At 54.3% G+C, this 15,598-nt stretch carries 16 protein-coding genes, 1 rRNA gene and 1 riboswitch; of the genes, 9 read left to right on the forward strand and 8 right to left on the reverse strand.

Annotated elements, in window-relative coordinates:
• Nucleotide 1: 1 nt before the first annotated feature.
• From thiS to rsd, 5 genes are all read right to left on the reverse strand, one after another.
• Nucleotides 2-202, reverse strand: coding sequence for a sulfur carrier protein ThiS (gene thiS / locus C4F37_RS25010; protein WP_001166248.1), 201 nt, complete (start codon nucleotides 200-202; stop codon nucleotides 2-4).
• Nucleotides 186-941: a thiazole biosynthesis adenylyltransferase ThiF gene (gene thiF / locus C4F37_RS25015; protein ID WP_001540375.1), complete on the reverse strand. Its 756-nt coding sequence runs from the start codon at nucleotides 939-941 to the stop codon at nucleotides 186-188. The genes thiS and thiF overlap by 17 nt, the downstream gene beginning before the upstream one ends.
• Nucleotides 934-1,569, reverse strand: coding sequence for a thiamine phosphate synthase (thiE, locus tag C4F37_RS25020; RefSeq protein ID WP_001540377.1), 636 nt, complete (start codon nucleotides 1,567-1,569; stop codon nucleotides 934-936). The genes thiF and thiE overlap by 8 nt, the downstream gene beginning before the upstream one ends.
• Nucleotides 1,569-3,464, reverse strand: coding sequence for a phosphomethylpyrimidine synthase ThiC (gene thiC / locus C4F37_RS25025; RefSeq protein WP_001540379.1), 1,896 nt, complete (start codon nucleotides 3,462-3,464; stop codon nucleotides 1,569-1,571). Before thiC ends, thiE begins: the two co-directional genes overlap by 1 nt.
• An 80-nt stretch (nucleotides 3,465-3,544) precedes the next feature.
• Nucleotides 3,545-3,645: riboswitch (TPP riboswitch) on the reverse strand.
• Between the two features lie 51 nt (nucleotides 3,646-3,696).
• Nucleotides 3,697-4,173 carry a sigma D regulator gene (rsd, locus tag C4F37_RS25030; RefSeq protein WP_001540380.1) on the reverse strand — a complete coding sequence of 159 codons (477 nt, stop codon included), beginning with the start codon at nucleotides 4,171-4,173 and terminating at the stop codon, nucleotides 3,697-3,699.
• Between the two features lie 94 nt (nucleotides 4,174-4,267).
• Here rsd and nudC point away from each other — a divergent pair, with 94 nt between their 5' ends.
• The 6 genes from nudC to C4F37_RS25060 all read left to right on the forward strand — a co-directional run bounded on the left by nudC (nucleotide 4,268) and on the right by C4F37_RS25060 (nucleotide 8,626).
• Nucleotides 4,268-5,041, forward strand: coding sequence for an NAD(+) diphosphatase (nudC, locus tag C4F37_RS25035; protein ID WP_000373936.1), 774 nt, complete (start codon nucleotides 4,268-4,270; stop codon nucleotides 5,039-5,041).
• A gap of 39 nt (nucleotides 5,042-5,080) precedes the next feature.
• Nucleotides 5,081-6,145, forward strand: a complete 1,065-nt coding sequence (hemE, locus tag C4F37_RS25040) for a uroporphyrinogen decarboxylase (RefSeq protein ID WP_000137654.1) — start codon at nucleotides 5,081-5,083, stop codon at nucleotides 6,143-6,145.
• Between the two features lie 9 nt (nucleotides 6,146-6,154).
• The gene (gene nfi, locus C4F37_RS25045; RefSeq protein ID WP_000362388.1) at nucleotides 6,155-6,826 is read left to right on the forward strand and encodes a deoxyribonuclease V; all 672 of its coding nucleotides are present in this window, start codon (nucleotides 6,155-6,157) and stop codon (nucleotides 6,824-6,826) included.
• Between the two features lie 42 nt (nucleotides 6,827-6,868).
• Nucleotides 6,869-7,459, forward strand: coding sequence for a YjaG family protein (locus C4F37_RS25050; protein ID WP_000941119.1), 591 nt, complete (start codon nucleotides 6,869-6,871; stop codon nucleotides 7,457-7,459).
• Nucleotides 7,460-7,645: 186 nt separating this feature from the next.
• Nucleotides 7,646-7,918 carry a nucleoid-associated protein HU-alpha gene (gene hupA / locus C4F37_RS25055; RefSeq protein ID WP_001044513.1) on the forward strand — a complete coding sequence of 91 codons (273 nt, stop codon included), beginning with the start codon at nucleotides 7,646-7,648 and terminating at the stop codon, nucleotides 7,916-7,918.
• A gap of 12 nt (nucleotides 7,919-7,930) precedes the next feature.
• The gene (locus C4F37_RS25060) at nucleotides 7,931-8,626 is read left to right on the forward strand and encodes a DUF1481 domain-containing protein (RefSeq protein WP_001300651.1); all 696 of its coding nucleotides are present in this window, start codon (nucleotides 7,931-7,933) and stop codon (nucleotides 8,624-8,626) included.
• A 1-nt stretch (nucleotide 8,627) separates the two neighbouring features.
• On the opposite strand, the gene zraP is transcribed toward C4F37_RS25060, so the two are convergent.
• Nucleotides 8,628-9,047, reverse strand: a complete 420-nt coding sequence (zraP, locus tag C4F37_RS25065) for a zinc resistance sensor/chaperone ZraP (protein WP_001298655.1) — start codon at nucleotides 9,045-9,047, stop codon at nucleotides 8,628-8,630.
• A gap of 237 nt (nucleotides 9,048-9,284) precedes the next feature.
• Here zraP and zraS point away from each other — a divergent pair, with 237 nt between their 5' ends.
• Both zraS and zraR read left to right on the forward strand, forming a co-directional pair.
• A complete protein-coding gene (gene zraS, locus C4F37_RS25075) occupies nucleotides 9,285-10,661 on the forward strand; it encodes a two-component system sensor histidine kinase ZraS (protein ID WP_001211899.1) in 1,377 nt (458 codons plus the stop codon).
• Nucleotides 10,658-11,983, forward strand: coding sequence for a sigma-54-dependent response regulator transcription factor ZraR (gene zraR, locus C4F37_RS25080; protein WP_000148537.1), 1,326 nt, complete (start codon nucleotides 10,658-10,660; stop codon nucleotides 11,981-11,983). Before zraS ends, zraR begins: the two co-directional genes overlap by 4 nt.
• Here the strand turns inward: zraR and purD are convergent.
• Entirely contained in the window at nucleotides 11,980-13,269 is a 1,290-nt protein-coding gene (gene purD, locus C4F37_RS25085; RefSeq protein WP_001540384.1) for a phosphoribosylamine--glycine ligase, read from the reverse strand. The genes zraR and purD overlap by 4 nt on opposite strands.
• An 11-nt stretch (nucleotides 13,270-13,280) precedes the next feature.
• A complete protein-coding gene (gene purH / locus C4F37_RS25090; RefSeq protein WP_001187554.1) occupies nucleotides 13,281-14,870 on the reverse strand; it encodes a bifunctional phosphoribosylaminoimidazolecarboxamide formyltransferase/IMP cyclohydrolase in 1,590 nt (529 codons plus the stop codon).
• A 616-nt stretch (nucleotides 14,871-15,486) separates the two neighbouring features.
• Here purH and C4F37_RS25100 point away from each other — a divergent pair.
• Nucleotides 15,487-15,598 (forward strand): 16S ribosomal RNA (locus C4F37_RS25100); the annotation flags it as partial.

A 15,598-nucleotide genomic window follows, 5' to 3' on the forward strand; every position in this document is an offset into this window, starting at 1 on the left:
CTCAACCCCCTGCAATAACTTGAAAAAGCAGGATCTGGTCGCCATCCTGCACGATATGTTGCGCCCATTGTTCCCGCGGGACGATTTGCTGATTAATCGCTAGTGCCGCACCTGCTTGTTGTTGATCGAGTTGCTCCAGCAGTTCGTGAACAGTTAGTCCGGCGACACACTGCATCGGTTGATCGTTAAACAGGATCTGCATTGCATCCTCCACATACCGGGCAACCGTTGGCGCGGCGCAACGTCAGGCTGCGCCACTGGCTCGATTTACCGTCGAACAGTCGGAGTTCTCCCGCAGGCGTCTCTATACCGCTTAATAACTTAATCGCTTCCAGTGCCTGTAAAGTGCCCATAACCCCGACCACCGGGCCAACCACGCCCGCCGTGCGGCAGTTGCGTTCTGGCTCCTGGTTATCTGGCCACAGGCAGCGGTAACATCCCTGCTCCCAGGGCGGCGTCAGTACCATCAACTGCCCGCCAAATCCGACCGCGCTGGCGGTGATAAGCGGCGTGTTGAGTGCCACGCAGGTGGCATTAATCTCCTGGCGAGTCGCCATATTGTCAGTACAGTCGAGCACCACATCGGCTTGTGCAACCGCATCTTTTAACGCCTCACCCGTTAACCGTTGTTGTAGTGCCGTCAGTTGAATGTCGGGATTCAACTGTGTCAGTCGCTGTTGGCTGACCTGTGATTTCGGGCGATCGATATCTTCAGTGGTAAAGAGGATTTGTCGTTGCAGATTGCTTAAATGCACATCGTCGTCATCTGCCAGTACCAGCGTCCCGACGCCAGCCCCCGCCAGGTATAGCGCAGCAGGTGTACCCAGCCCGCCAAGACCAATAATCAGCACCTGGCTGTCGAGCAGTTTTTGCTGCCCGTCCAGAGCGATATCGTCGAGCAGGATTTGGCGGCTATAACGCATAAAGTCACGGTCATTCATCGCCAGCTCCTGCAATTTCCAGCAACTGTGCCGTTGCCAAACGCCAGTCTACGGCTTGAGTAATGGCGCTGACGACGGCGATACTGCCGACACCCGTTGCTATCACCGCAGGCGCGCGCGCCAGACTGATACCGCCAATCGCCACGGTGGGATAATCCGCCAGGCGCTCAACATGCCGTGCCAGCTGTTCCAGTCCCTGCGGTGCAGAAGGCATCTGTTTGGTTTGCGTTGGGAACACATGTCCCAGCGCGATATAAGAAGGACGTGCCGCCAGCGCGACGTCGATCTCCATATCGTCATGAGTCGAAACGCCCAGCCGCAGGCCCGCTGCACGGATGGCATTGAGATCGGTGGCTTGCAAATCTTCCTGCCCCAGATGGACGCCATACGCCTGATGCTTAATCGCCAGCCGCCAGTAATCGTTGATAAACAATCGCGCGTTATAGCGGCGGCCCAGCGCAATTGCCGCCACGACATCGGCTTCCACCTCTTCATCGCGCCGATCTTTGATGCGTAGCTGGAGAGTACGTACGCCTGCATCCAACAGACGTTCGATCCACTGTACGCTGTCAACCACCGGGTACAGTCCTAAACGAAAGGGTACAGGAGGAAACTCAGGCTGATACATCACGCTTCCTCCTTACGCAGGTAGATTTCTCCGCCTCTGGCGCGGAAGTTCTCCGACATATCCGCCATTCCCACTTCAATGGTTTGCGCGGCGGCGTAATCACGCACTTCCTGGCTGATTTTCATCGAGCAGAATTTCGGTCCACACATGGAGCAAAAATGGGCGACTTTACCGGACTCTTGCGGCAGGGTTTCATCGTGATAAGCGCGGGCAGTAAACGGGTCGAGGGCCAGATTAAACTGGTCTTCCCAGCGAAATTCGAAGCGGGCTTTCGACATGGCGTTATCGCGAATTTGCGCGCCCGGATGCCCTTTCGCCAGGTCGGCGGCGTGAGCGGCAATCTTATAGGTGATAATCCCTTGTTTAACATCTTCTTTATTTGGCAGGCCCAGATGCTCTTTCGGCGTTACGTAGCAGAGCATCGCGCAGCCAAACCAGCCAATCATCGCCGCGCCAATCCCTGACGTGAAGTGGTCATAGCCCGGCGCGATATCGGTAGTTAGCGGCCCCAGAGTGTAAAACGGCGCTTCGTGGCAGTGCTCTAACTCCTCGGTCATATTGCGGCGAATCATCTGCATCGGCACGTGGCCTGGGCCTTCAATCATCACCTGCACGTCATATTCCCAGGCGATTTTAGTCAGTTCACCCAGCGTATGCAGCTCGGCAAACTGTGCTTCATCGTTGGCGTCCTGAATAGAACCGGGGCGCAGGCCGTCGCCCAGCGATAGCGAAACGTCATAAGCAGCACAGATTTCACAAATTTCGCGGAAGTGTTGATAGAGGAAATTTTCCTGATGATGGGAGAGGCACCATTTCGCCATAATCGAACCGCCGCGAGAGACGATACCGGTCAGGCGTTTCGCGGTCATCGGCACGTAGCGCAGCAGCACCCCCGCATGGATAGTGAAGTAATCCACACCTTGCTCGGCCTGTTCCAGCAGGGTGTCGCGGAACGCTTCCCAGGTAAGATCTTCGGCGATCCCGTTCACCTTCTCCAGTGCCTGGTAGATCGGCACTGTACCGATCGGCACCGGGCTGTTACGCAAAATCCACTCGCGGGTTTCGTGAATATAGCGACCAGTGGAAAGATCCATCACGGTATCCGCTCCCCAGCGCGTGGACCATACCAGTTTTTCCACTTCTTCTTCGATGGAAGAGGTGACCGCTGAGTTGCCGATATTGGCGTTAACTTTTACCAGGAAGTTACGGCCAATAATCATCGGCTCCGATTCCGGATGATTAATGTTGGCCGGGATAATCGCACGTCCGGCAGCAACTTCATCACGGACAAATTCCGCAGTGATATTTTCCGGAAGACGTGCGCCAAAGCTCATTCCCGGATGCTGGTGGCGTAAAACTTCGCTACGTATGCGCTCGCGACCCATATTCTCGCGAATGGCGATGAATTCCATTTCGGGCGTGATGATACCCTGGCGGGCGTAGTGCAGTTGGGTGACGCGGCGTCCTGCTTTGGCGCGTTTTGGCGTTAATACGCCGCTAAAACGCAGCTCGTCGAGGCCATCATCTGCCAGCCGCGCTTTTGTGTAATCGGAACTGCGCACGGTAAGTTCTTCGGTATCGCCGCGCGCATCGATCCACGGCTGGCGTAGTTTTGCCAGCCCTTGCTGCACGTTAATGGCGATCTGCGGATCGCCATACGGACCGGAGGTGTCGTAGACCGGAATCGCTTCGTTTTCTTCGTACTGCGGTTGTTCTTTGCTACCGCCGATTAGCGTCGGGCTAAGCTGGATCTCACGCATCGGCACGCGCACGCCGGGTTGTGTGGCAGTGATGTAAATGCGTTTTGAGTTGGGAAAGGCGGAGCCTTCCAGGGTATCGATAAAATGTTGGGCCAGGGCGCGTTGTTCGCGGCGGGTCAGTTTTGTTGCAGACATAGCTCATTCCAAAAAGTTAAGGACGTGGCTTGTCAGACGACGGATGAAGCAAGAGACGATCGCCGCAAAGGCGATGCGATAGCAGATTAACTCTTGTTCCCTTCGCAGGTATTAGCCTGATCAGGTTCCGCGGATCCCGAATAAACGGTCTCAGCCAGTTAAGGCACTCCGACAAGAAATTAGCCCCACAAACGGGGCGTTGAATGTAAATTACGCGTTAACAGCGCAGAACTCAAGCAGGATATTTGACGCGGGCGGCGTCAAGCACCAGTAGAATCAGCTTATCTTCCAGCACAAAGCGCGCTTCCAGTGCCTCGCCGATGTCAGATAAAACCTGTTGAAACTCAAGGTAATTATCATGATCGATGGCGGTTTCCAGACTGGAATCGTAGTCATCCATAATCTGTTGAGTATTGGCTTCGAGTTGTGGCCAAATCTTCGCGGCGCGTGCGAGTTGCCCATTGCCTTCCAGCTTATGAAGAATGCGCTCATAAATACTGAAATGTCCGGCAGACAAGTAATCGACCAGGCTCTGACAAAAATCATCAAGGGCTTTTTCGTTTAGCCTCATGTACGATTCTTTGCCAGGCTTAATGCCAACCAGATTGTAGTAAGCCACGAGCAGATGCTTACGTACATGTAGCCAGCGATCAACCAGTTTGTTACTTCCTCTGACGCGCTCCGCCAGGTTATCGAGCTGGTTAAGCATGATTGACTCCGCAAGTTTGTATTCAAAAACTGCTCTGTGAGAAATGTAAAAACCATGTTAAACATGCCAGTGATGCAAAGGTAGTGCAAGAGCTATGGATCGTATAATTGAAAAATTAGATCACGGCTGGTGGGTCGTCAGCCATGAACAAAAATTATGGTTGCCGAAGGGAGAATTGCCATATGGCGAAGCGGCAAATTTCGATCTTGTGGGTCAGCGCGCACTACAAATCGGCGAATGGCAGGGGGAACCTGTTTGGTTAGTACAACTGCAGCGGCGTCACGATATGGGGTCGGTACGTCAGGTCATTGATCTCGATGTTGGGCTGTTTCAACTGGCCGGACGTGGCGTGCAACTGGCGGAGTTTTACCGATCGCATAAATACTGTGGTTACTGCGGGCATGAAATGTATCCAAGCAAAACCGAATGGGCGATGCTGTGCAGCCATTGCCGTGAGCGTTACTACCCGCAAATCGCCCCCTGCATTATTGTTGCCATCCGTCGCGATGATTCGATCCTCCTCGCCCAGCATACCCGCCATCGTAACGGTGTCCATACAGTACTTGCCGGATTCGTCGAAGTGGGTGAAACCCTCGAGCAGGCAGTCGCGCGGGAAGTGATGGAAGAGAGCGGAATTAAAGTTAAAAACTTGCGTTACGTGACCTCCCAACCGTGGCCGTTTCCTCAGTCTTTAATGACCGCGTTTATGGCGGAATATGACAGCGGCGAGATCGTGATCGACCCGAAAGAATTGCTTGAGGCGAACTGGTATCGCTATGACGATTTGCCGTTACTCCCGCCGCCCGGCACCGTAGCGCGCCGTCTGATAGAAGATACAGTGGCGATGTGTCGGGCAGAGTATGAGTGATGATACACTGACCGCCTGACGCACTAAGGAACAGCCAAAATGACCGAACTTAAAAACGATCGTTATCTGCGGGCGCTGCTGCGCCAGCCCGTTGATGTCACTCCAGTATGGATGATGCGCCAGGCGGGTCGCTATCTACCGGAATATAAAGCCACGCGCGCCCAGGCGGGCGATTTTATGTCGCTGTGCAAAAATGCCGAGCTGGCGTGCGAAGTGACTTTGCAACCGCTGCGTCGCTATCCGCTGGATGCGGCGATCCTCTTTTCCGATATCCTCACCGTGCCAGACGCGATGGGTTTAGGGCTCTATTTTGAAGCCGGAGAAGGTCCGCGTTTTACCTCGCCAGTCACCTGCAAAGCCGATGTCGATAAACTGCCAATTCCGGACCCGGAAGATGAGCTGGGTTACGTGATGAACGCGGTGCGTACCATTCGTCGCGAACTGAAAGGCGAAGTGCCGCTGATTGGTTTTTCCGGCAGCCCGTGGACGCTGGCGACCTACATGGTGGAAGGCGGCAGCAGCAAAGCGTTCACCGTGATCAAAAAAATGATGTATGCCGATCCACAGGCGCTGCACGCGCTACTCGATAAACTGGCGAAAAGCGTCACTTTGTATCTGAATGCGCAGATTAAAGCCGGTGCTCAGGCAGTCATGATTTTCGACACCTGGGGCGGCGTGCTTACCGGGCGCGATTATCAACAGTTCTCGCTCTATTACATGCATAAAATTGTTGATGGTTTACTGCGTGAAAACGACGGTCGCCGCGTACCGGTCACGCTGTTTACCAAAGGTGGCGGACAGTGGCTGGAAGCGATGGCAGAAACCGGTTGCGATGCGCTGGGCCTCGACTGGACAACGGACATCGCCGATGCGCGCCGTCGCGTGGGCAATAAAGTCGCGCTGCAGGGTAATATGGACCCGTCGATGCTGTACGCGCCACCTGCCCGCATTGAAGAAGAAGTCGCGACTATACTTGCAGGTTTCGGTCACGGTGAAGGTCATGTCTTTAACCTTGGTCACGGCATTCATCAGGATGTGCTGCCAGAACATGCTGGCGTGTTTGTGGAGGCAGTGCATCGCTTGTCTGAACAGTATCACCGCTAAGGAGCGATTATGGATCTCGCGTCATTACGCGCTCAACAAATTGAACTGGCTTCTTCTGTGATCCGCGAGGATCGACTCGATAAAGATCCGCCGGATCTGATCGCCGGAGCCGATGTCGGATTTGAGCAGGGCGGCGAAGTGACGCGAGCGGCGATGGTGCTGCTGAAATACCCCTCGCTTGAGCTGGTGGAGTATAAAGTGGCCCGCATCGCCACCACCATGCCTTACATTCCAGGTTTTCTCTCGTTCCGCGAATATCCTGCGCTGCTGGCAGCGTGGGAGATGCTGTCGCAAAAGCCGGATTTAGTGTTTGTCGATGGTCATGGGATCTCGCATCCTCGCCGTCTTGGCGTGGCCAGCCATTTTGGCTTATTGGTGGATGTGCCGACCATTGGCGTAGCGAAAAAACGGCTCTGCGGTAAATTCGAACCGCTCTCCAGCGAACCGGGCGCGCTGGCCCCGCTGATGGATAAAGGCGAGCAGCTGGCCTGGGTCTGGCGCAGCAAAGCGCGCTGTAACCCGTTGTTTATCGCTACCGGCCATCGGGTCAGCGTGGACAGCGCGCTGGCGTGGGTACAACGCTGCATGAAAGGCTATCGTCTGCCGGAGCCAACGCGCTGGGCGGACGCGGTGGCCTCGGAACGTCCGGCGTTCGTGCGCTATACAGCAAATCAGCCCTAATTCAGGTAAACTGCGGATAATTTCCGTATTTGAGAACTCAACATGTTACAAAACCCAATTCATCTGCGTCTGGAGCGCCTGGAAAGCTGGCAGCACGTCACTTTTATGGCCTGCTTATGCGAACGTATGTACCCCAATTACGCCGTATTCTGTCAGCAAACCGGCTTCGGCGATGGGCAGATTTACCGCCGCATTCTCGATCTCATTTGGGAAACGCTGACCGTCAAAGACGCAAAAGTAAATTTCGACAGCCAACTGGAGAAATTTGAAGAAGCGATTCCTTCAGCCGACGATTTCGATCTGTACGGCGTTTATCCGGCAATCGATGCTTGCGTGGCGTTAAGTGAACTGGTCCATTCGCGTTTAAGTGGCGAAACGCTCGAACACGCGGTGGAAGTGAGTAAGACTTCCATCACGACCGTGGCGATGCTGGAAATGACTCAGGCTGGTCGCGAAATGAGCGATGAAGAGCTCAAAGAAAACCCAGCTGTAGAGCAAGAATGGGACATTCAGTGGGAAATATTCCGACTTTTAGCTGAGTGCGAAGAACGCGATATCGAGCTGATAAAAGGCCTTAGGGCAGACCTGCGTGAGGCGGGTGAGAGCAATATTGGTATAATTTTTCAGCAATAAGACCAGAAAACGTGATTTAACGCCTGATTTGTCGTACCTGGAGTCTTCCCTTTCGCCCCCCGTCTGGTCTACATTTGGGGGGCGAAAAAAAGTGGCTATCGGTGCGTGTATGCAGGAGAGTGCTATTCTGGCATTTCCGTCGCACTCGATGCTTAGCAAGCGATAAACACATTGTAAGGATAACTTATGAACAAGACTCAACTGATTGATGTAATTGCAGAGAAAGCAGAACTGTCCAAAACCCAGGCTAAAGCTGCTCTGGAGTCCACTCTGGCTGCAATTACTGAGTCTCTGAAAGAAGGCGATGCTGTACAACTGGTTGGTTTCGGTACCTTCAAAGTGAACCACCGCGCTGAGCGTACTGGCCGCAACCCTCAGACCGGTAAAGAAATCAAAATTGCCGCAGCTAACGTACCGGCATTTGTTTCTGGCAAGGCACTGAAAGACGCAGTTAAGTAAGATTGCGTGGCAGTGAACAGTTTTAACGAAGGGGTGGTTTCACCCCTTTTGTCTTTCTGGCGTCGATCATTGATGCTGGCAGGCGCTCTGTTTCTCACTGCCTGTAGTCACAACTCTTCACTTCCTCCCTTTACCGCCAGTGGATTTGCTGAAGACCAGGGCGCGGTACGCATCTGGCGAAAAGACAGCGGCGATAATGTGCATCTGCTTGCCGTGTTTAGCCCGTGGCGCAGTGGCGATACCACCACGCGAGAGTATCGCTGGCAGGGCGATAACCTTACGCTCATCAATATCAATGTTTACAGCAAACCGCCGGTGAACATTCGCGCGCGTTTTGACGATCGCGGCGATCTGAGCTTTATGCAACGTGAATCCGATGGGGAAAAGCAGCAGCTTTCTAACGACCAAATCGATTTATACCGTTATCGTGCTGATCAGATCCGCCAGATTAGCGATGCCTTACGTCAGGGGAGAGTCGTGCTGCGCCAGGGGCGCTGGCATGCGATGGAACAGACCGTGACCACCTGCGAAGGGCAAACCATTAAACCTGATTTAGATTCGCAGGCGATAGCGCATATCGAGCGCCGCCAGAGCCGCTCTTCTGTTGATGTCAGCGTGGCATGGCTGGAAGCGCCCGAAGGTTCGCAATTACTGTTGGTGGCAAACTCTGATTTCTGTCGCTGGCAACCCAACGAGAAAACGTTCTGATTTACCAGTGGCCCATACCCATATGACCGCCACCACCGCAGTCGCCGTAACCCATTCCGGTACCGCGCGGAATACCCGCTTCAGCCATCGCAATATCTCGTTTCACCCGTAACTCATCTAACGACTGACGCAAATTCTCCATCTCTTTGGCGAGCGCGTTAATTTTGCTGCTATCCGGTGGGTTCGCGGCTAACAGGGCATTGTATTCATAACGCTTTGTCACCAGTTGCTGTTGCAGTGCGCTGCTTTGAGCGTAAAAGTCATTATGGATTTTCTGCCACGCTGTCTGTTGTTCGCTGGTCAAAGGCGCGGCATTTTGCTGCCACATACCATGTCCGCCGTGAGCAAATGCCGATGTCGATCCCATCGCCATTGCTGAAAGCGCCATCATTACCAGGGCAATTTTCGTGTTCCGTTTCATGGTTCATCCTCCAGTGGTTGTCTTACTTCGGGTATTGCATCTTCCGTGCCAACGGCGAAACGCTGATATGACGGGTAATCTGGCATGATAAACGAGTAAAAATGACTCGCCTGTTGTGGGTAGCGAGTCATTTTTACTCATTGAAACTTAAGCCTTTGTGTTACAGCGCAGGGTAAGCGCTGATAAAAGATGGCATGATTTCTGCTGTCAGAAAGGGATGAGCAGGCAAAGAAGAAGATGCGTTTTATGCAACGTTCTAAAGACTCCTTAGCTAAATGGTTAAGCGCGATCCTCCCCGTGGTCATTGTTGGGCTGGTGGGGCTGTTTGCGGTGACAGTGATTCGCGATTATGGGCGCGAGACTGCCGCCGCCAGACAAACGCTGCTGGAAAAAGGCAGTGTACTTATCCGTGCTCTCGAATCCGGCTCGCGCGTCGGCATGGGGATGCGCATGCATCATGCGCAGCAGCAGGCATTACTGGAAGAAATGGCCGGGCAGCCTGGTGTACGTTGGTTTGCGGTCACGGATGAACAAGGAACAATCGTGATGCATAGCAACTCCGGCATGATGGGAAAACAGCTTTATTCCCCGCAGGAAATGCAGCAGTTACATCCGGGAGATGAAGAAGCGTGGCGGCGGATCGATAGCGCAGACGGCGAGCCTGTTCTGGAAATTTATCGCCAGTTTCAACCGATGTTTGCTGCTGGAATGCACCGGATGCGCCATATGCAGCAGTATGCCGCGACACCACAAGCAATTTTTATCGCTTTCGACGCCAGTAACATTGTGAGTGCTGAAGATCGTGAGCAGAGAAACACCCTGATTATCCTCTTCGCCCTGGCGACGGTCTTGCTGGCAAGCGTGTTGTCATTCTTCTGGTATCGCCGATATCTGCGCTCGCGGCAGCTATTGCAGGATGAAATGAAGCGCAAAGAGAAGCTGGTGGCACTGGGGCATCTGGCGGCAGGCGTTGCCCACGAAATCCGTAACCCACTTTCCTCGATTAAAGGGCTGGCGAAATACTTTGCCGAACGCGCGTCAGCAGGGGGAGAAGCGCATCAATTGGCGCAGGTGATGGCGAAAGAAGCCGACCGTTTAAACCGCGTGGTAAGCGAGTTGCTGGAACTGGTTAAGCCAACGCATCTGGCTTTGCAGGCGGTGGAGCTCAACACGCTGATTAACCACTCATTACAGCTGGTAAGCCAGGATGCAAACAGCCGGGAGATCCAGTTACGCTTTACCGCCAACGACACATTACCGGAAATTCAGGCCGATCCGGACAGGCTGACTCAGGTCCTGTTGAATCTCTATCTCAATGCTATTCAGGCGATTGGTCAGCATGGCGTGATTAGCGTGACGGCCAGCGAAAGCGGCGCGGGCGTGAAAATCAGCGTTACCGACAGCGGTAAGGGAATTGCGGCGGATCAGCTTGAAGCCATCTTCACTCCGTACTTCACCACCAAAGCCGAAGGCACCGGACTGGGGCTGGCGGTTGTGCATAATATTGTTGAACAACACGGTGGTACAATTCAGGTCGCAAGCCAGGAGGGAAAAGGCGCAACGTTCACCCTTTGGCTTCCGGTCAATATTACGCGTAAGGACCCACAAGGATGACGCACGATAATATCGATATTCTGGTGGTGGATGATGACATTAGCCACTGCACTATTTTGCAGGCTTTGCTGCGCGGCTGGGGCTATAACGTCGCGCTGGCGAACAGCGGGCGACAGGCGCTGGAGCAGGTGCGGGAACAGGTTTTTGATCTTGTGCTTTGCGATGTGCGAATGGCAGAGATGGATGGTATCGCCACGCTAAAAGAGATCAAAACATTAAACCCCGCGATTCCGGTGCTGATTATGACCGCGTACTCCAGCGTCGAGACGGCGGTAGAGGCGTTGAAAACCGGGGCGCTGGATTATCTCATCAAGCCGCTGGATTTCGATAACCTACAGGCGACGCTGGAAAAGGCGCTCGCGCATACACACAGTGTTGACGCTGAAACGCCTGCGGTGTCTGCCAGCCAGTTCGGTATGGTCGGTAAAAGCCCGGCGATGCAACACCTGCTCAGTGAAATCGCCCTCGTCGCGCCATCGGAAGCCACGGTGCTGATCCACGGCGATTCCGGCACCGGTAAAGAGCTGGTCGCCAGGGCGATTCACGCCAGTAGCGCACGTAGCGAAAAACCGCTGGTAACGCTCAACTGCGCGGCGCTCAACGAATCCTTGCTGGAGTCTGAATTGTTCGGTCACGAAAAAGGGGCGTTTACCGGGGCCGACAAACGGCGGGAGGGGCGCTTTGTTGAGGCGGACGGCGGCACGTTGTTTCTCGATGAAATTGGCGATATCTCGCCGATGATGCAGGTGCGTCTGCTACGTGCGATTCAGGAGCGCGAAGTTCAGCGTGTCGGTAGCAACCAGACTATTTCGGTTGATGTCCGGCTGATTGCGGCGACTCATCGCGATCTTGCCGCAGAGGTGAATGCCGGGCGTTTTCGCCAGGATCTCTACTATCGCCTGAACGTGGTGGCGATTGAAGTTCCGTCGCTGCGTCAGCGGCGGGAAGATATTCCTCTGCTGGCAAACCATTTTCTTCAGCGCTTTGCCGAGCGTAATCGCAAGGCGGTAAAAGGTTTTACGCCCCAGGCGATGGATCTGCTGATTCACTACGACTGGCCGGGAAATATTCGTGAACTGGAAAACGCGGTGGAACGGGCGGTGGTGCTGCTGACCGGGGAATATATTTCCGAACGCGAGCTGCCGCTGGCGATTGCCAGTACGCCGATCCCGCTGGTACAAAGTCAGGATATTCAGCCGCTGGTGGAAGTCGAAAAAGAGGTGATTCTTGCGGCACTGGAGAAAACGGGCGGCAACAAAACCGAAGCCGCCCGTCAGTTAGGGATCACGCGCAAAACGCTCTTGGCAAAACTGTCGCGTTAGTTCTGCTCGCGTTCGATAGCGCGCCAGCCGATATCTTTCCGGCAGAAGCAGTCGTCCCAGTGGATATCGGTCATTAAGGCGTAGGCGCGTTTCTGCGCTTCTGCTACGGTATGACCCAGCGCGGTGACGCACAGTACGCGCCCGCCGCTGGTCACTACCTGCTCGTTACCCGCCAGTTTCGTGCCCGCGTGGAACACTTTGCCGTCAGACACTTCTTCCAGCGGCAGGCCGTGGATCACATCGCCGGTGCGGTAATCGCCCGGATATCCACCCGCAGCCATCACCACGCCGAGAGAAGCGCGTTCATCCCACTCGGACGTTTTCTCGTCCAGCTTGCCTTCACAGGCCGCCAGGCAGAGTTCAACCAGATCGGACTTCATGCGCAGCATAATCGGCTGGGTTTCCGGATCGCCAAAGCGGCAGTTAAATTCAATAACCTTCGGATTGCCCTGTTTGTCGATCATCAGGCCCGCGTAGAGAAAACCAGTGTAGGTGTTGCCTTCTGCCGCCATGCCTTTCACGGTTGGCCAGATGATTCGTTCCATCGTGCGCTGATGAACCTCATCGGTCACTACTGGCGCAGGGGAGTAAGCGCCCATCCCGCCGGTGTTCGGCCCGGTATCTTTATCGCCTACGCGTTTGTGATCCTGGCTGGTGGCCATCGGCAGCACATGCTCGCCGTCTACCATCACGATAAAGCTCGCTTCTTCGCCGTCGAGGAACTCTTCGATAACAATGCGATGACCCGCGTCGCCAAACGCGTTGCCCGCCAGCATATCGCGCACGGCGGCTTCAGCTTCTTCCAGCGTCATCGCCACGATAACGCCTTTCCCGGCGGCCAGACCGTCCGCTTTAATGACGATTGGCGCGCCTTTCTCACGCAGATACGCCAGCGCAGGTTCTACCTCGGTGAAGTTCTGGTATTCCGCCGTAGGGATTTTATGGCGGGCCAGGAAATCTTTGGTAAACGCTTTCGAGCCTTCCAGTTGCGCGGCACCTGCGGTTGGGCCGAAGATTTTCAGCCCGGCGGCGCGGAAGGTATCGACCACGCCTTTCACCAGCGGCGCTTCCGGGCCGACGATGGTTAGATCTACCTTTTCGTTTTGTGCGAAATCCAGCAGCGCCGAGATATCGGTTACGCCGATAGCGACGTTCTGTAGGGCGGGTTCCAGCGCAGTGCCTGCGTTACCCGGAGCAACAAAAACAGTTTCAACCAGCGGCGACTGGGCCGCTTTCCAGGCCAGCGCGTGCTCGCGCCCGCCGTTACCAATCACTAATACTTTCATCTATTGCTCCATTAATGGCGGAAGTGGCGCATGTCGGTGAAGAGCATCGCAATACCGTGCTCGTCGGCGGCGGCAATCACTTCGTCATCACGGATAGAACCGCCAGGCTGGATTACACAGGTCACACCCGCAGCGGCGGCGGCATCAATACCGTCGCGGAACGGGAAGAACGCGTCAGAAGCCATCGAGGAACCTTTCACTTCCAGACCTTCATCGGCGGCTTTAATACCGGCGATTTTCGCGGAGTACACGCGGCTCATCTGGCCCGCGCCAATACCGATGGTCATATTGTTTTTGGCATAGACGATAGCGTTGGATTTCACGAACTTCGCCACTTTCCAGCAGAACAGCGCATCACGCAATTCCTGTTCGGTCGGCTGGCGTTTGGTGACGACGCGCAGTTCTTCTGCACCGACCATCCCCAGGTCGCGATCCTGAACCAGCAGACCGCCGTTCACGCGTTTGAAATCAAGACCCGGAGCACGCTCGCCCCACTGACCGCAGATCAGGACGCGAACGTTCTGTTTAGCGGCGGTTATTTTCAGGGCTTCTTCGCTGGCGGACGGCGCAATAATCACTTCAACAAACTGACGAGAAATGATGGCCTGCGCGGTTTCCGCATCCAGCTCGCGGTTAAAGGCGATAATGCCGCCGAATGCGGAGGTTGGGTCGGTTTTATACGCGCGATCGTAAGCATCGAGAATGGAGTTGCTGACCGCCACGCCGCATGGGTTTGCATGCTTCACGATCACACAGGCCGGCTCGGCGAACTCTTTCACGCACTCCAGCGCCGCATCGGTATCGGCGATGTTGTTATAAGAGAGGGCTTTACCCTGAACCTGGGTTGCGGTGGCAACGGAGGCTTCTTTCACATTCTCTTCTATATAGAAGGCAGCCTGCTGGTGGCTGTTCTCGCCGTAGCGCATATCCTGCTTCTTGATGAAGTTCAGGTTCAGCGTACGCGGGAAGCGACCGGCGGCTTCTTTGCTTTCACCGTGATAGGCCGGAACCATGCTGCCGAAGTAGTTGGCAATCATGCTGTCGTAGGCGGCAGTGTGTTCGAAGGCTTTGATGGCAAGGTCGAAACGGGTTGCAAGCGTCAGCGATCCTTCGTTGGCATCCATCTCTTTAATAATGGCGTCGTAGTCGCTACTCTTCACCACGATTGCGACATCTTTATGGTTCTTGGCGGCGGAGCGCACCATCGTTGGGCCGCCGATATCGATGTTCTCAACCGCATCTTCCAGCGAGCAGCCTTCACGAGCGACGGTCTGGGCGAACGGATACAGGTTAACAACCACCATATCGATAGGCTGGATCTGATGTTCTTCCATAATGGCATCGTCCTGGCCGCGACGGCCCAGAATGCCACCATGTACTTTCGGATGCAGGGTCTTCACGCGTCCATCCATCATCTCCGGGAAACCGGTGTAATCGGAAACTTCGGTTACCGGCAGACCTTTTTCTGCTAACAGACGGGCAGTGCCCCCTGTAGACAGCAGCTCCACACCGCGTGCGGAAAGTGCCTGGGCGAATTCGACGATACCGGCTTTGTCAGAAACACTGAGCAGAGCGCGGCGGACTGGACGACGTTGTTGCATGGTAAATCCCCTGGATTTGACTATTACAGAGAGCGTTAGCTGAATTTTTCGCGAAAAACTCAGCTAACGCCCCTAACGGGGCATCCTTATTTTTCGCCCGCATTGTAACGAAAACGTTTGCGCAACGCTCGCGAATTTTTCTCTTTCAATGGTGATCACAATTTTGACAGTGGCTACCGTGGGAAAAATACAGAAATTACATTGAAGATTGTGGATAACTCTGTGCGTAAAAAGGTATAAAGCGGGGTTTTGCTGGGGAATGCAGCAGTCAGTCATTTTTATGCAATTTTTCTATTGCGGCCTGCGGAGAACTCCCTATAATGCGCCTCCATCGACACGGCGGATGTGAATCACTTCACACAAACAGCCGGTTCGGTTGAAGAGAAAAATCCTGAAATTCAGGGTTGACTCTGAAAGAGGAAAGCGTAATATACGCCACCTCGCGACAGTGAGCTGAAAGCCGCGTCGCAACTGCTCTTTAACAATTTATCAGACAATCTGTGTGGGCACTCGAAGATACGGATTCTTGACGTCGCAAGACGAAAAATGAATACCAAGTCTCAGGAGTGAACACGTAATTCATTACGAAGTTTAATTCTTTGAGCATCAAACTTTTAAATTGAAGAGTTTGATCATGGCTCAGATTGAACGCTGGCGGCAGGCCTAACACATGCAAGTCGAACGGTAACAGAAAGCAGCTTGCTGCTTTGCTGACGAGTGGCGGACGG

The sequence above is a fragment of the Escherichia sp. R1 genome, from assembly GCF_003000935.1.
Taxonomy (GTDB): Bacteria; Pseudomonadota; Gammaproteobacteria; order Enterobacterales; family Enterobacteriaceae; genus Escherichia; species Escherichia coli.

What these genes read in the sequence shown, in the direction of transcription:
- zraP (WP_001298655.1), bottom strand. Translation starts at nt 9,047, where the DNA reads ATGAAACGGAACACGAAAATTGCCCTGGTAATGATGGCGCTTTCAGCA.
- zraS (WP_001211899.1), top strand. Translation starts at nt 9,285, where the DNA reads ATGCGTTTTATGCAACGTTCTAAAGACTCCTTAGCTAAATGGTTAAGC.
- rsd (WP_001540380.1), bottom strand. Translation starts at nt 4,173, where the DNA reads ATGCTTAACCAGCTCGATAACCTGGCGGAGCGCGTCAGAGGAAGTAAC.
- thiE (WP_001540377.1), bottom strand. Translation starts at nt 1,569, where the DNA reads ATGTATCAGCCTGAGTTTCCTCCTGTACCCTTTCGTTTAGGACTGTAC.
- purH (WP_001187554.1), bottom strand. Translation starts at nt 14,870, where the DNA reads ATGCAACAACGTCGTCCAGTCCGCCGCGCTCTGCTCAGTGTTTCTGAC.
- nfi (WP_000362388.1), top strand. Translation starts at nt 6,155, where the DNA reads ATGGATCTCGCGTCATTACGCGCTCAACAAATTGAACTGGCTTCTTCT.
- thiS (WP_001166248.1), bottom strand. Translation starts at nt 202, where the DNA reads ATGCAGATCCTGTTTAACGATCAACCGATGCAGTGTGTCGCCGGACTA.
- hupA (WP_001044513.1), top strand. Translation starts at nt 7,646, where the DNA reads ATGAACAAGACTCAACTGATTGATGTAATTGCAGAGAAAGCAGAACTG.
- thiC (WP_001540379.1), bottom strand. Translation starts at nt 3,464, where the DNA reads ATGTCTGCAACAAAACTGACCCGCCGCGAACAACGCGCCCTGGCCCAA.
- hemE (WP_000137654.1), top strand. Translation starts at nt 5,081, where the DNA reads ATGACCGAACTTAAAAACGATCGTTATCTGCGGGCGCTGCTGCGCCAG.
- thiF (WP_001540375.1), bottom strand. Translation starts at nt 941, where the DNA reads ATGAATGACCGTGACTTTATGCGTTATAGCCGCCAAATCCTGCTCGAC.
- zraR (WP_000148537.1), top strand. Translation starts at nt 10,658, where the DNA reads ATGACGCACGATAATATCGATATTCTGGTGGTGGATGATGACATTAGC.
- purD (WP_001540384.1), bottom strand. Translation starts at nt 13,269, where the DNA reads ATGAAAGTATTAGTGATTGGTAACGGCGGGCGCGAGCACGCGCTGGCC.
- nudC (WP_000373936.1), top strand. Translation starts at nt 4,268, where the DNA reads ATGGATCGTATAATTGAAAAATTAGATCACGGCTGGTGGGTCGTCAGC.
- C4F37_RS25050 (WP_000941119.1), top strand. Translation starts at nt 6,869, where the DNA reads ATGTTACAAAACCCAATTCATCTGCGTCTGGAGCGCCTGGAAAGCTGG.